This is a genomic window from Sphingomonas sp. NY01 (assembly GCF_038809135.1).
Classification (GTDB): Bacteria; Pseudomonadota; Alphaproteobacteria; order Sphingomonadales; family Sphingomonadaceae; genus Sphingomonas; species Sphingomonas carotinifaciens.
Window position 1 is genome coordinate 3,226,214 of the sequence record NZ_CP101722.1, and the last position, 13,969, is coordinate 3,240,182.

Here is a 13,969-nt window from a genome sequence, read left to right on the forward strand (position 1 = left end):
CCGGTAATATTAGGTCCGGTTTGAAGCCTACCGCATGGACAGGGCGATCAGGGCCACCGCACCCGCCGCGATTCGGTACCAGGCAAAGGGGGCGAAGCCGTGCTTGGTCACCACCGCCAGGAAGGCCTTCACCACCGCCAGCGCCACCACGAAGGACACCACGAAGCCGACCGCGATCAGTTGCAGGTCGCCGCTGGTGATCGCGTCGTGATGCTTGGCCATCTGCAGAACGGTGGCACCGGTCAGCGTCGGCAGCGCCAGGAAGAAGCTGAACTCGGCCGCCGTCTGCCGCTCGATGCCCAGCGCCATCGCGCCCATGATCGTCGCGCCCGAACGGCTGACGCCCGGGATCATCGCGATGCACTGGACAAGGCCGATGCTGGCCGACTGGCCCACCGACACCGCCGCGATCCCGCCGGACTGTTTGGGCCGCGCCAGCCGCTCGATGACGAGGATGCCGATGCCGCCGACGATCAGCGCCCAGGCGACCACCGTGGCATTCTCCAGCAGCGTCTCGATCTGGTCGTTGAACGCCAGCCCCAGCGCCACCGCCGGCACGAAGGCGATCAACAGGTTGCGCACAAAGGCGATCGACTCGCGCGACCCGCGCATCAGCCCCTGCAACACCGCCCAGAAGGTACGCCAGTACAGCACCACGATCGCCAGGATCGCCCCCGGCTGAATCGCGATGTTGAACACCGCCCAGCGCTGCGGATCATAGCCGAGCAGTTCGGTGGCCAGCACGAGGTGGCCGGTTGAGGATACGGGTAGGAATTCGGTCACCCCCTCGACGATGCCGAGGAGGATGGCGATGAGGAATTCGGACAAAAGCGTGTCTCCCGGGGGGATATGGATCAGGCGGCGATCGTCTTCAGGCGCCGGCCGAAGCGGCCCTGACGACGGAAGCGCACCAGCCATTCGGGGGCGACCGCTTCCAGCGGACGGGGGGCGATGCCGAACGCGGCAAAGCCTTCGGCACCATCGCTCACCACATTGTCGGTCTGCAGCATGCGCCACTGGTCGCGCGTGATCGGGCTGCCGGGCAGGCTGGCGAGCATCGAGCCCACGCTGTCCGGCAGTTCCACGATCGATGGCGAGCGGCCCAGCGCCTCGGCGATCCAGCGGATCAGTGCACCCATGCTGATGATGTCGGGCCCGCCCAGTTCATAGATATGTCCACCATGCGTGCCGGGATCGGCGACCGCGGCGACGATCGCCTCGGCCACGTCCGCGACGAATACCGGCTGGAACCGCGTCGGCGCGCGCAGCACCGGCACCACCGGCGCCTTGGCAACCATGCCGGCGAACCGGTTCACGAACTGGTCCTCGCGCCCGAACACGATCGATGGGCGCATGATCGTCGCACCGGGGAAAGCGGCCCGCACCGCGGCCTCTCCCTCGCCCTTGCTACGCGCATAGCCCGATTCGGCCTGCGGGTTCGCACCGATCGCCGACACCTGCACCAGCGCCTCGACACCCGCGTTTCGCGCCGCCTCCGCCACGATCCGCGCGCCCTCGACATGGTAGCGCTGAAAATCGCCCGCCAGCACGCCGACCAGATTCACCACCGCATCCGCACCCGCCACGGCGCGTGCGATCGTCTCGGGTCGCGAAACGTCGGCGGCGATGAACTGCGTCTGCCCCAGCCCGCCCTGGGGCTTCAGGAAAAAGGCCCCGCGTGGATCGCGCTGCGCGATCCGTACCCGTGCCCCGGCCCTCAACAGGGCCTGCGCGACGTACCGGCCGACAAAGCCTCCACCGCCGATCAGCGTCACCAGCTTGTTCTTCATGCCATTCACCCGCGAAAGAGAAAAAAAGTGCGTGCCGCCCCTTTGCCGTTCACTTCCCCCGTTGACAAGGCATCCAAACCCACCCTAAAGGCGCGGCCCTACCCCGTGCCCAGATGGCGGAATTGGTAGACGCACCAGCTTCAGGTGCTGGCGATCGCAAGGTCGTGGAGGTTCGAGTCCTCTTCTGGGCACCATTTTCCACCCATGGTGGAAATGCAGTTTGCGGCGGATCGGATGATCCGGGTTGCAAACTCTTGGCGTCATGCTTGGTCATGGCCGCATGCAGCAATCGACAATTTGGACAAGGTCGCGGCTGATCGCTGCGTGATGCGTCGCGATGTTTGGCGCGTCCCCAAAGTCTGTGCGGCGTCATTGCCCCGTAAAAGGCTCATCAGGCGTCTTTACCCCTTTTCGCACCGGGGAGGACGCCGAACCGCCCGATCTGCGCGTGAGGCCCCCGAAAAGCGAAAGGGAGCGGCGTCCGGACGACGCCACTCCCTTTACCGGCGGCGGAGCCTGCACCCCGCCGCCACGATACCCGTCAGGACAGCTTACATATCGACGGTCAGGCCGACGAAGATGTAGCGGCCATTGGCCTCGTAGATGCCCGGATAGGTATTGCCGTTGCCGAACGAACCGATCGGCGAAGCCGTCGCGCTCAGCACCGGGGGCTCGCGGTCCAGGAGGTTGTTGGCGCCCAGGCGGAAGGTGAAGCCATCCTGCACCCGCGCGGTCAGCGCCAGGTCGAAATAGCTCTGCGAGGGCACGCGAGCGTCCAGCGGGAAGAAGCCAGCGGCCAGATCGCTGTCGCTGCTCGTCCGCTCGAACTCCGTCGCGGACAGATAGCGCCAGCGGCCCGAAATGCCGATGCCGTCCGGCCCGTCCCAGGTCAGGCGAACCTGATGACGCCACTTGGACTGCGGATAACCGCACTGTGCACCGTACAGGCCGGCGCAGTCGAAGCGCGCACCCGCCTTGTCGCGGGTGAACTCGTCGACATAAGTGCCGGTGAAGTTCGCCGCGAAGCTGCCCGCCGAGGCGGTACGGACGACATAGCCTGCACTGACGTCGATGCCGCGCGTCTTGATCGACCCTGCGTTCAGGTTCGTGTCGACGACATAGCCGGTAGTGCCCTGCCACAACGTACCATTGGCATCACGGTTGATCAGGCCGCAGAACGCCGGATCGGCCGTTTGCACGCACTGATTCAGGATGGTGTCGGCGCCGATGACGCCGATGATATCCTTCACCTTGATGCTGAAGGCGTCGACCGTCAGGTTGAAGCCGGGCAGGAAGCGCGGCTGCAGGATCACGCCCGCGGTGAACGTGTCCGCCGTTTCCGGACGCAGGTTCGGGTTACCGCCGACCAAGCCGTTATACTGCTCCGACGGATTGTCCTGAATCAGGCCGTACAGATTGGTCGGCACGCCCAGGTTGACGCACTGTTCGCGCGTCGCGGTCGGGTTGGTGCCCGCGCACGGATCGGTGGCACCGTCGATCTGCACCGACTGCGCCCGGAACAGTTCCTGCACGTTGGGCGCACGTACCGCCCGGTTGTAGCCGCCACGGAACGTCAGGTCGCGCACCGGGGCCCAGGTGATCTCACCCTTGTACGAGTGAACGCCGCCCGAGGTGTTGTAGTCCGAATAGCGATAGCCGCCATTCACCGTCAGCTCGTGGAAGAACGGACGATCGCTGACCAGCGGAACCTGAAGTTCGGCGAAGAACTCCTTGACGTTGTACTGACCACCCACCGGCAGCGTGGCGCCACCCTGACCGGCCAGATCGCCGGTTGCGAATGCGGTATCGACTTCCAACTCCAGCGACTCTTCTCGATATTCGCCGCCGAAGTTCAGCGAGATGCCCTCGCTCGCCCACGGCGATGTCACGCCATATTCGGCACCACGCACCGTGACCGAGCCGCTGACGATCTTTTCCTTCGTCTGACCCTGCATGAAGCCGGCGACCTGCACATAGTTCAGTGCTTCGGGGGTAATCGGCGCCGAGCCGAAGATGTTCAGCGGCACGCAGTTCGGGTCGGTGCCGTCGACGACCGAGCGGCAGACCACCTGGCCCAACGTCGCCGAACCGGCGCGCGTGTCGGTGATCGCATCCAGCGCACGCTGGGTGCGTGAGACGCTGAATTCGTTGCGGTAGATCTGGTTGTACTTGGTCGTGCCATACTGGCCGAACACGTCGTAGCTGACGCCCTGGGCAATATCGCCACGTGCGCCCGCGACGAAGCGGTAGGAGGTGTGTGTCTGGTCGCTCTGACGCCCGCCACCTTCGACATTACGACGGCCGATGCGCACATTGGCGATGTTATAGGTCGTGCCGTCCGGATTGGTGCGAAGGATCGGGGCACCGTTTCCGTCACGTACCAGGTTGGTTGCGCGACAGAAGGTTGCCGCCTGCGCTGCGGACAGCAGCGGGTTGTTGCAGTTCAGCGTCTCGGTGTTGCTGAAATTGCCCGACGGCGCGATCTGCGCGACCGAGCGGTCGTCCATGAACATGAACTCGGCATAGGGCTTGAACCCTTCGCTCACGTCGTAATGCGCGAAGAAGCCGGCGGTGTAGCGCGTGTCCGGGCGCTGGTAATAGTTCAGCGGGTTCGCGTTATACAGCGTCCGGCCGGGGGTCAGCGCGCCGCCACCGTTCAGCGTGTAGAGCTGCTGCAATCCGGTAGCCGTGCCGTTGAACACCGCGTCGCCCAGTGTGAAATTAGCCGGGAACGCCGTGGTCGAACCACCGCAGACATATTCATTGCTGCCCGCCGCACCGGTGTTCAGCCCGCACGACGAATAGTCGCGGCTGCCTTGCGTGATCGCGTCGATCTTGCGGTAGCCGAGATAGCCGACCACATGGCCGCGCCCGTCCTCGGTGCCGCCACCGATCTTCAGGTTGACGTCGAACTGCTTGCCGTCGTTGGTAAAGCCGCTCGGCGCGTCATAGCCGGAGCTGCGCACCAGGTTCTGCAACCGCTGGTTGTTGTTGTTGTGGTTGTAGAAACCGTAATTGGCATCGACGCTGACGCCGGTGAAATCGGTGTCCAGTACGAAGTTGACGACGCCGCCGACCGCGTCCGAACCATAGACCGACGAGGCACCGCCGGTCAGCACGTCGACGCGCTTGATCAGGGTCGAGGGGATGACGTTCAGGTCGGCGGCCGAGCTGGTCGAGTTGGGGTCGCCCGGCATCAGGCGGCGGCCGTTGACCAGCACCAGCGTGCGCTGGTCGCCCAGGTTGCGCAGGTTGGCGGTCGCGGTGCCGTTCGATCCGTTCGACACCGACGAGCTTTGCGATGCGAAGGTCTGCGGCAGGCTGTTCAGCACGTCCTCGACGCGGGTCGCACCCTGCAGGCGGATTTCCTGCGAGTTCACCACGGTGATCGGGCTGGCCGAGGTCAGGTTGGGCGATGCGATGCGTGAGCCCGTCACGACGATGTCGCCGCCGGTATCGGCGTCGGGCGTATTGGAGGTCGCCGGCGCGATCGGCGCCGTGGTGCCCTCGTTCTGGGTGGCCGGCGTATCGGTCGTCGTCTGCGCCGATGCCGGTGCGATCATCGCGACACCGGTGAACACCGTGGTCACCAGCAGGCAGGTCTTGATGGAAATGGCCTTCATGGAACGTCCCCTTTTCTCCGGCGGCTGTGCCTGCCGAAGGAAACTTCGGACCCCGGGCCGGTTGAGGTCACGGGGTCGCTGGCCGGGGTTTTCACGGCGCTGCAACATAGATGCAACGTCCCATTGAAAGCAGGCCACATATTATTCCAGCGCTGTGGCGGTTAAGCAACAAAACAGTGTGTCTGCGGCATGTTGCGTTTCACTTCCGATTTCGCCAGCAAGAGTGCATGTCAAAGCCCTTCAAGACCCTGCTGTTTCTGCTGCCGCTGTCTGCTGCACCGGTACGGGCGATGCCCGTACAGGCATCGGCGCCGCTGTCGGACCAGTTGAAGCGCTGCCGCACGCTGACCGATGCCGCCACGCGCCTCGCCTGCTACGACGCGATGGCCGTCCTGCCGGGGCGCAGCCGCGATCCGGCGCCGCGCCGCGTGCTGAACGAGGACAAGGAAGGCCCGCTGACCACGACGCTGCGCACCGCCAGCGTCGGCGGCGACGGCCGCTGGGTCTTCACGCTGGCGCAAGGAGGCCGCTGGCTACAGACCGACGACGCCCCGCTCGGCCGCCGCCCCAATCCGGGCGATGCAGTGGAAGTCCGCGCCGGCGCGCTCGGCAGCTTCCGGCTGAAGGTGAAAAGCGGCCCCTCGATCAAGGTCCGCCCGCTGGACTGATTCGGGTCGAGAAGATGCCGGACCTCACCGCTCCAGCACGCCGAAAGCCACGACGCATCTTCTTCCCGGAACTTGATGGCATTCCAGGAACTGCCGGGTTTGGTGGTTAGCTGTCGCTCGAGGCCGTGTCGTCGGTCGTACGCCCCTGCGGCTTCTCGATTAAACGGCCCTGCGGAACATCACTGGCGATCATGCCGGTTTTCGCCATCAGCCAAAGCCTCCAGAGCAAAAAGCACATCCATAATGCCGCGATCACGACACCCGGAATACGCCACCAATCTCCGAAAATGGGGGTAGCGAAAAGGGGAAACGCGCCAGCGGCGTATAGCAGCTTGCCCGCGTAAAGGCTTCCAGACTGGACCTCGTCAACCCAGATGAGGAACCGCTGGTAGATCGTCACAAAGCCTCCATTCGGAAAAACCAAGCAGCTCCGCCTACGTCAGTTTGGGGCGAAAAGCTGCATGTCTGCTGATGGTGGAATTCGGACGTTCCACCGTTACATTCCGCCCGTATATCCAAACAAAAAGGGAAGGATCGCAAAGCCTATCAGTAGCGACGGGATCAACATTATCAATGGCCTTCGCCAGATGCTTCCCAACCAACCAGCAACCAAAAGCAGCACAACTGCAAATAACGGATAAACAATGTAGTAATCGATCTGTCCAGCGTTAGGGGCGATCCCGTTACCTTGCAGATAAACCCCACGTATAAGATCGCGACCCATCAAAAAGAGGGCGAACCATACGGCAGCAATAGCACCGCCAAGAATGTTTGCTGCACGCATTGGCGGAGCTTATCGGCTATCTAGCACGGCTGCAAATAGGGCGGACCAGCCATGACCCGCGCTCCCCGCGCGCGCTAAACCGCCCTCACCCCACCGGCCCCGCCACCAGCAGCGGGTCCAGCTTGCGCCCGCGCCATTGCAGGCTCCAGTGCAGGTGCGGCCCCGTCGCGCGCCCCGTCGCGCCCGACAGGCCCACCGGCTGCCCGCGGCGCACCGTGTCGCCCACGCGCACGTCGATCCGCGACAGATGCAGCAACGCGCTGTTCAGCCCCATGCCGTGGTCGATCATCAGCAGATGCCCTTCCAGCGTGAAGGGACTGTCCGCCGCCGCCAGGATCACCACGCCGTCCGCGGGCGCCAGCACGGGCGTGCCGGTCGGCACCGCGACGTCGGCGCCGGAATGATAGCCGCCGGGCTTGCCCTGATAGACGCGCTGCGCCCCAAACCAGCCCGATTGCCGCCCGGTTGCGGGCCAGCGCATCGCCTGCCGCCATCCTTGCGCGTCGCTGGTCCGCGCCCGCGCCGCGACGATCTGCGCCAGCTCGGCGGGCCGTGCCGCGGCGAATTCGGCATCGGTCTTGCCCGCGCGGTACGGCGCATCGACGCGCTCGATCCGCCACGCGCGCGGCGCCACCACCAGCGCACGCTCCGCCCGGCGTCCATCCGCCAACACCGCGACCAGCCGCGCCGCCGGCCCCGCATCACGGTCGAACCCGATCACGAAGCGCCCGTCATCGGCAAAGGGCACCGCCTCGCCATCCAGCGTCATCGCGGTGGTCCCCGTCGGCACGCGCCCGAAGACCAGCCCGCCCTGGATCGCGGCCCCCTCCAGCGTGATCACCGCAGGGGCAACAGGCCTGACCGGCGGCGGTGAAGGCGGTGGTGCCTGAACCGGCGCGACGGGCCGCACGTCCTCGCGCGGCGCCACGCATGCCGCCAGCAACGCGACCAGCAATCCCGCCGCCGCCAGCCTCATCGCGGGCGCAGGCTCTCGCTGGCGATCGCCGGGCTGGCATAGGGCTCCTGCGCCGCCACGCTCCAGTAGCGCAGGTCTTCCAGTGCGATCCGCGCGCCCGACCGGGCACAGACGACATGGTCGCCGGGCGACAGCACCCGGAAGCCGTTGGCCATATAGTGCAGGCGCGCGGCCCGATCGGCATTGGACATCAGCATGGAACGGAACACTTCTCGATAAGGATCGGATCAGAACAGGTCGGGCTGTTCGGGTACCACCTTTTCATAGGTACGCGGGGGCCCCCGCTCAACCCGCGCGTCCACCGTGCCGTCGCGGAAGCGGAGCGTGATGCCGCCCGCCGCGCGCACCGCCTCGGCCGAGGACAGCGTTTCGCCCCCCGGCCGCGCGGTGATCCGCGCATAGCCGCGCTCAAGAATGCGGTCCGGGTTCAGCGACTGCACCAGCCGCCAGGTGTTCGCCAGCCGCTCGTGCCCGCGCTCCACCTGCCGCAACAGGACGGCGGGGCGAAGCGCCGCGCCTGCCCGGTCCAGCCCGCCGCGCGCCAGCGTCACCCGCCGCTCCAGCCCCCGGTCCAGCCGCGCGCCGGCATCGTCCGCGCGCTGGCGCTGCGGCCCCAGCAACTGGTCGCGCTTCGGCAGCAGCCGCGCCATCGCGTCCAGCCGCTCGCGCCCGCGCTCGACATAGCGGCGCGCGCACCGCTCGGTGCGCTGGCGGTGGCTGGCGACGGTCAGGCGCAGGTCGGCCAGCACCGGCACCGCGATCTCGGCGGCCGCGGTCGGCGTCGGCGCGCGCAGGTCGGCGGCATGGTCGCACAGGGTCGTGTCGGTCTCATGCCCCACCGCCGAGATGATCGGGATGGTACAGTCCGCCACCGCGCGCACCACCGCTTCCTCGTTGAACGCCCACAGGTCCTCGATCGAACCGCCGCCGCGCGCGACGATCACCAGATCGGGCCGCGGCACAGGGCCGCCCACCGGCATCGCATCGAACCCGCGTACCGCCGCCGCCACCTCGGCCGCGGCGCCCTCGCCCTGCACCTTGACCGGCCAGACGATGACATGGGTGGGGCACCGATCCTCCAGCCGGTGCAGGATGTCACGGATCACCGCGCCGGTCGGCGAGGTGACCACGCCGATCGTGCGCGGCATGAAGGGCAGCGCCACCTTGCGCCCCCGGTCGAACAGCCCTTCGCCGGCGAGCTTCGCCTTCAGCTTCTCGAACAGCGCCATCAGCGCGCCGGCGCCGGCCAGTTCCATCCGCTCGATCACGATCTGGTATTTGGATCGCCCCGGATAGGTGGTCAGCTTGCCGGTGGCGATCACCTCGATGCCGTCCTGCGGCTGGAAGGCGAGCGCATTCGCCGATCCCTTCCACATCACCCCGTCGATCACCGCCTGATCGTCCTTCAGCGCCAGATAGACATGGCCCGAGGTCGCGCGCTTGTAGCCGGAAATCTCGCCACGCAGGCGGACATGGCCGAACTCGCCCTCCACCATCCGCTTCAGCTTGAAGCTCAGTTCGCCCACCGACAGCGCGAGCGCGTTGTCGCCGGCCACCGGCTCGGCTACCAGCCGCGGACTTTCGTCAAGGAATAAGGGATCGGGCATGAACGTCCTGCTGCTGGGATCGGGTGGCCGCGAACACGCACTGGCGTGGAAGCTGGCACAATCGCCGGGGTTAGATACGCTCTATGCCGCGCCCGGCAACCCCGGCATCGCCGCGCATGCGACCTGCGTGCCGCTGGCCGCGACGGATCACGCCGCGGTGATCGCCTTTGCGCGTGACCACGCGATCGGCCTCGTCGTGATCGGGCCGGAGGCGCCGCTGGTCGACGGCCTTGCCGATTCGCTGCGTGCCGCCGGCATCCCCGTCTTCGGCCCGTCAAAGGCGGCGGCACAACTCGAAGGGTCCAAGGGCTTCACCAAGGACTTGTGCGCCCGCGCGAACATCCCCACCGCCGGCTATCTGCGGGTATCCAGCCTGGAGGCCGCTAGTAGCGCACTCGACACCACCTTCGGCCTGCCTGTGGTCATCAAGGCCGACGGCCTCGCCGCCGGCAAGGGCGTGACCATCGCCTTCACCAAGGACGACGCGCGCGCCGCCCTCGCCGACCTGTTCAGCGTTTCCGGTGCCGAGGTGGTGATCGAGGAGTTTCTGGACGGCGAGGAAGCCAGCCTGTTCGTCCTCACCGACGGCACCGCGCTCCTGCCCTTCGGCTCCGCGCAGGATCACAAGCGCGTCGGCGACGGCGATACCGGCCCCAATACCGGCGGCATGGGCGCCTACAGCCCGGCGCGCATCCTGACGCCCGAACTGGAGGCGCTGGCGATCGACACGATCGTGCGCCCCACCGTCGACACGCTGCGCGAGGAGGGCACGCCCTTTTCCGGCGTCCTCTATGCCGGGCTGATGCTGACCGCGCAGGGGCCCAAGCTGATCGAATACAACGCCCGCTTCGGCGATCCCGAATGTCAGGTGCTGATGACGCGCCTCGACGGCGATCTGCTTGGCGTGATGCTGGCCGTGGCACAGGGGCACCTTGCCGACCACCCCACCCCGGCCTTCTTGCCCGAGCCCGCGCTGACCGTGGTGATGGCCGCGGCCGGCTATCCCGGCACGCCGAAGTCGGGCGGCGGCATCGACAACCTCGCCGCGGCCGAGGCGACCGGCGCCACCGTCTTCCAGGCGGGCACCCGGATGGACGGCGACCGGCTGGTCGCCTCGGGCGGCCGCGTCCTGGCGGTCACCGCGCGCGGCGCCAGCGTCGCCGACGCCCAGGCCGCCGCCTACCGCGCCGTGGATGCGATCACCTTCCCCGACGGCTTCTGCCGCCGCGACATCGGCTGGCGCGAAGTGGAACGCGAACGCGGTTGAAGCTGTAACACGACCGTGACACGATACCCCCGTCAGGGAGGCCGCTCCTTCTCTTCCTTGGGGGAGAAGAAGCGGCAAGGGGGAGAACACCATGCGGTTCACGGCATTCGTCGCGCTCGTCGGCTTGCTCACCACCGGCGCGGCGCCACCGCCGCTGCCCCAGGCCAAGGCGCGCAAGGTTGCGTCGCCGGTGCGCTGCATCACGCCTGACCGCACGAACAATGAGATCATGGTCACGAGCGGCCGCGTCTTCGCCCCCGGCGCCCCACCACCACCACCACCACCACCACCACCACCACCACCACCACCACCACCACCACCACCACCGCCGCCGCCGCCACCGCCACCGCCACCGCCACCACCGGCGGTTCTGGCGGCACCGGTGCCGGCACCGTCCGCCCCACCCGCCCCGATGGTGTCGCAGACGCTCGCCCGCATGCCGGGGGTGGCCACCGCCCCTTACGGCACGCCTGCGAACACCGAACGCTATGCCGGCCAGCAGGTCGCGGCGGTACAGGATGTCGCCACCAACCCCGTTTCCACCTTCTCGGTCGATGTCGACACCGGCAGCTATGCCAATGTCCGCCGCTTCCTGCGCGAAGGCCAGCCGGTCCCCGCAGAGGCGGTCCGGACCGAGGAGATGATCAACTATTTCCGCTACGACTATCCCCGTCCGCGCGACGCTGCCGAACCGTTCGGCGTCTCCACCGATGTCGCGGTCACGCCGTGGAACCCCGACACCCGCCTGATCCGCATCGGCCTGCGCGGCTATGACGTCGCGACCGACCGGCGCCCGCCCGCCAACCTCGTCTTTCTGGTCGATGTATCGGGCTCGATGGGCCAGCCGGACAAGCTGCCCCTGATGAAATCGGCACTGACCATGCTCGCCGGTCGGCTGACCCCGCGCGACCGTGTCTCGATCGTCGTCTATGCGGGCGCCGCCGGCATCGTCCTCGACCCCACCGCCGATCCGAACGCGATCAAGGCCGCCCTCACCTGCCTCGACGCCGGCGGCTCGACCGCGGGTGGCGAGGGCATTGCGCTCGCCTATGCCACCGCGCGCCAGCATTTCGTGAAGGGCGGCATCAACCGCATCCTGCTGGCGACCGACGGCGACTTCAACGTCGGCATCAGCGACAACACGGCGCTGGAACAACTGGTCAAACGCAACCGCGACGACGGCATCACCCTCACCACGCTGGGCTTCGGCCGGGGCAACTACAACGAGGCGATGATGGAGCGCATCGCCGATATCGGCAACGGCAACTATGCCTATATCGACAGCGCGATGGAGGCCCGCAAAGTGCTGGACGACGAGCTGTCCGCCACCCTCGTCACCATTGCCAAGGACGTAAAGGTCCAGGTCGAGTTCAATCCCGCCGCGGTTCGCCAGTACCGCCTGATCGGCTATGAGAATCGCGCGCTGGCCGAGGCGGATTTCACCAACGACGCGGTGGATGCCGGCGATATCGGCGCCGGCCATCAGGTCACCGCCCTGTATGAGGTCGTACCGGTGGACGCCAAGGGGTGGAGCGATGCACGCCGCTACCCTGCCAATCGCCCGCTGGCGAAGGGGACCGGCGGCACCGAATGCGCCTATGTGAAGCTGCGCTACAAGCTGCCGGACGGTGCCACCTCGCGTGAGATCGCGCGCGCCATTCCCGCCGCACAGTTGCGTACCGCCACCGCGCCTCGCGGCGACATGGCGTTCGTCACCGCGGTCGCCGCCTTTGGGCAGAAGCTGCGCGGCGATCCCCTGCTCGCCCGCTTCACCTGGAGCGATGTCCGCCGCCTCGCCGGCGACGCCAGGGGGCCGTGGCGGCAGGAATTCGTGGAACTCACGCGCGCGGCGGGGCTTCATGACGCTGGGTCGGCCGCGGGCGAATAACGCTCGCGGTGTATCCACCCCCCAGCTAGAACGGGTCGCATGAACGAAACCACCGCCGCCGCACCCGGCGCCAGCCTGATCCCGGACGGCGTCGCCACGATCACGACGATGCACTTCGTGTTCATCGCACTCGTTGCCGTCTTTGCCATCGCGATCATCCTGATCGGCGTCCGCCGCAAGCGCATCCGCAAGCACGCGGAACGCACCGTCGAGCGCAATGCCGAGCAGGCCGGCGTGCCGATGATCGAGCCCGATACAGCTCCGCTGGAGGAGCCGACGACTTCCGCACCCGCTCCGGCTCCGGCTCCGGCTCCGGCTCCGGCTCCGGCTCCGGCTCCGGCTCCCGTTGCAACCCCAATTCCTGTCGCGGCTGCAAGCCCGGTTCCGGCACCGGCTCCTGTTGCGGCCCCGGCTCCTGTCGCGGCGCCAAGGCCGGTTCCTGTCCCGCCTCCGGCCGCCCCCGCCCCCATCCCCACCGTCGACGAGCCGCTTCCCGAACGCCCGCTCGCCGACGAGCCGGTGGCCGCCGCCGCGCCGATGGACGCCACCCCCGCCTCGATCGCGGCGGATGCCCCCACCCCGCCCCCGGCCACCGCGCCCCAGGATCAGCCGATCGGCCTGCTCAAGGGGCTTGGTCCCAAGATCCAGCAGCGTCTGGGCGAACTGGGCATCACCACCGTCGGCCAGATCGCCGCGCTGGACGACGCTCAGGCCGCTGCCCTCGATGCGCAGCTCGGCCCCTTTGCCGGCCGCATGCACCGCGACCGCTGGCGCGAACAGGCGCGTCTTCTCGCCGCGGGCAACCGTGCCGGGTTCGAGGCCGCGTTCGGCCGGCTATGATCCCCGGATGCGCACCGTGATCGAATAAGGGCGCCGCGGCTTTTCGGCCGCGCGCGCACGCTGGATCCTCGGGCGCACCACCGGCTCGTGCCGCCGCACTACGGCGTTCGGCCCCGGCGTCGTCCAGTCGGTCACCCCGATTCGCCCGTTGATCCAGACCCCGGTTGCCAGTCCCCAATCGGGATGCACCTGCAAGCCACCGGGATAGGCCACCACCAGGAACCCGCCATCGCGGTCCGGCGACTGCGCCTCGATCACCATTTCGTCGCCGGGATGCAGCACATAGCGGTCGGGCAGATACTCGACGAGTACCTCCAGCGGAGCCGACTGCGTGTTGCGCACCGTATGGCGTTGCGGATGCAGGCGAGGGGCACGCGTGGGAAACAGCCGCATCCTACCTCGGGCGCTGGTGGCAAGGGACGGCCGCCACGATGCCGCCCGGCGGCGGCGTCGAACAGGGCGGCATCCGACTATGCCTCCTTCGGCCCAAATATCTGATCCGATATGATAATCACCCCTCGGTCGG

General features: G+C 67.5%; 14 protein-coding genes and 1 tRNA gene. 5 read left to right on the plus strand and 10 right to left on the minus strand.

From position 1 onward, the window contains the following. Positions 1-27: 27 nt before the first annotated feature. Positions 28-828: an undecaprenyl-diphosphate phosphatase gene (locus NPJ82_RS15545; protein WP_267349862.1), complete on the minus strand. Its 801-nt coding sequence runs from the start codon at positions 826-828 to the stop codon at positions 28-30. A 26-nt stretch (positions 829-854) separates the two neighbouring features. Beyond that, on the minus strand, positions 855-1,790 hold the full coding sequence (locus NPJ82_RS15550; protein WP_112381619.1) for a complex I NDUFA9 subunit family protein: 936 nt from the start codon (positions 1,788-1,790) through the stop codon (positions 855-857). A gap of 107 nt (positions 1,791-1,897) precedes the next feature. Here NPJ82_RS15550 and NPJ82_RS15555 point away from each other — a divergent pair. Then, a tRNA-Leu gene (locus NPJ82_RS15555) sits at positions 1,898-1,984 on the plus strand. A gap of 357 nt (positions 1,985-2,341) precedes the next feature. Here the strand turns inward: NPJ82_RS15555 and NPJ82_RS15560 are convergent. Further along, positions 2,342-5,413, minus strand: a complete 3,072-nt coding sequence (locus NPJ82_RS15560; protein WP_267349858.1) for a TonB-dependent receptor — start codon at positions 5,411-5,413, stop codon at positions 2,342-2,344. 227 nt (positions 5,414-5,640) lie between these two features. Here NPJ82_RS15560 and NPJ82_RS15565 point away from each other — a divergent pair, with 227 nt between their 5' ends. Then, positions 5,641-6,081 (plus strand): hypothetical protein, encoded by a 441-nt coding sequence (locus NPJ82_RS15565; RefSeq protein WP_342657924.1) that lies wholly within the window; start codon positions 5,641-5,643, stop codon positions 6,079-6,081. 106 nt (positions 6,082-6,187) lie between these two features. Here NPJ82_RS15565 and NPJ82_RS15570 read toward each other — a convergent pair whose 3' ends face one another. From NPJ82_RS15570 to xseA, 5 genes are all read right to left on the minus strand, one after another. Then, positions 6,188-6,481 (minus strand): hypothetical protein, encoded by a 294-nt coding sequence (locus NPJ82_RS15570; RefSeq protein WP_342657925.1) that lies wholly within the window; start codon positions 6,479-6,481, stop codon positions 6,188-6,190. A 96-nt stretch (positions 6,482-6,577) separates the two neighbouring features. Then, a complete protein-coding gene (locus tag NPJ82_RS15575) occupies positions 6,578-6,865 on the minus strand; it encodes a hypothetical protein (protein ID WP_342657926.1) in 288 nt (95 codons plus the stop codon). An 85-nt stretch (positions 6,866-6,950) separates the two neighbouring features. Beyond that, on the minus strand, positions 6,951-7,841 hold the full coding sequence (locus NPJ82_RS15580; protein ID WP_342657927.1) for a M23 family metallopeptidase: 891 nt from the start codon (positions 7,839-7,841) through the stop codon (positions 6,951-6,953). Then, entirely contained in the window at positions 7,838-8,038 is a 201-nt protein-coding gene (locus NPJ82_RS15585) for a DUF2093 domain-containing protein (protein WP_112381623.1), read from the minus strand. The genes NPJ82_RS15580 and NPJ82_RS15585 overlap by 4 nt, the downstream gene beginning before the upstream one ends. Before the next feature lie 30 nt (positions 8,039-8,068). After that, positions 8,069-9,448: an exodeoxyribonuclease VII large subunit gene (gene xseA, locus NPJ82_RS15590; RefSeq protein WP_342657928.1), complete on the minus strand. Its 1,380-nt coding sequence runs from the start codon at positions 9,446-9,448 to the stop codon at positions 8,069-8,071. Between xseA and purD the strand changes: the two genes are divergently transcribed. Beyond that, entirely contained in the window at positions 9,447-10,715 is a 1,269-nt protein-coding gene (gene purD / locus NPJ82_RS15595; protein WP_342657929.1) for a phosphoribosylamine--glycine ligase, read from the plus strand. The genes xseA and purD overlap by 2 nt on opposite strands. Positions 10,716-10,948: 233 nt before the next feature. Here purD and NPJ82_RS15600 read toward each other — a convergent pair whose 3' ends face one another. Beyond that, entirely contained in the window at positions 10,949-11,107 is a 159-nt protein-coding gene (locus NPJ82_RS15600; RefSeq protein ID WP_342657930.1) for a hypothetical protein, read from the minus strand. Here NPJ82_RS15600 and NPJ82_RS15605 point away from each other — a divergent pair. Next, complete coding sequence (locus NPJ82_RS15605) at positions 11,098-12,603, plus strand: VWA domain-containing protein (RefSeq protein ID WP_342657931.1); 1,506 nt, start codon at positions 11,098-11,100, stop codon at positions 12,601-12,603. The genes NPJ82_RS15600 and NPJ82_RS15605 overlap by 10 nt on opposite strands. Before the next feature lie 39 nt (positions 12,604-12,642). Then, positions 12,643-13,443: a hypothetical protein gene (locus NPJ82_RS15610; protein ID WP_342657932.1), complete on the plus strand. Its 801-nt coding sequence runs from the start codon at positions 12,643-12,645 to the stop codon at positions 13,441-13,443. Here the strand turns inward: NPJ82_RS15610 and NPJ82_RS15615 are convergent. Further along, positions 13,438-13,836: a hypothetical protein gene (locus NPJ82_RS15615; RefSeq protein WP_342657933.1), complete on the minus strand. Its 399-nt coding sequence runs from the start codon at positions 13,834-13,836 to the stop codon at positions 13,438-13,440. The two genes, NPJ82_RS15610 and NPJ82_RS15615, sit on opposite strands and share 6 nt — an antisense overlap. Positions 13,837-13,969: the final 133 nt, after the last annotated feature.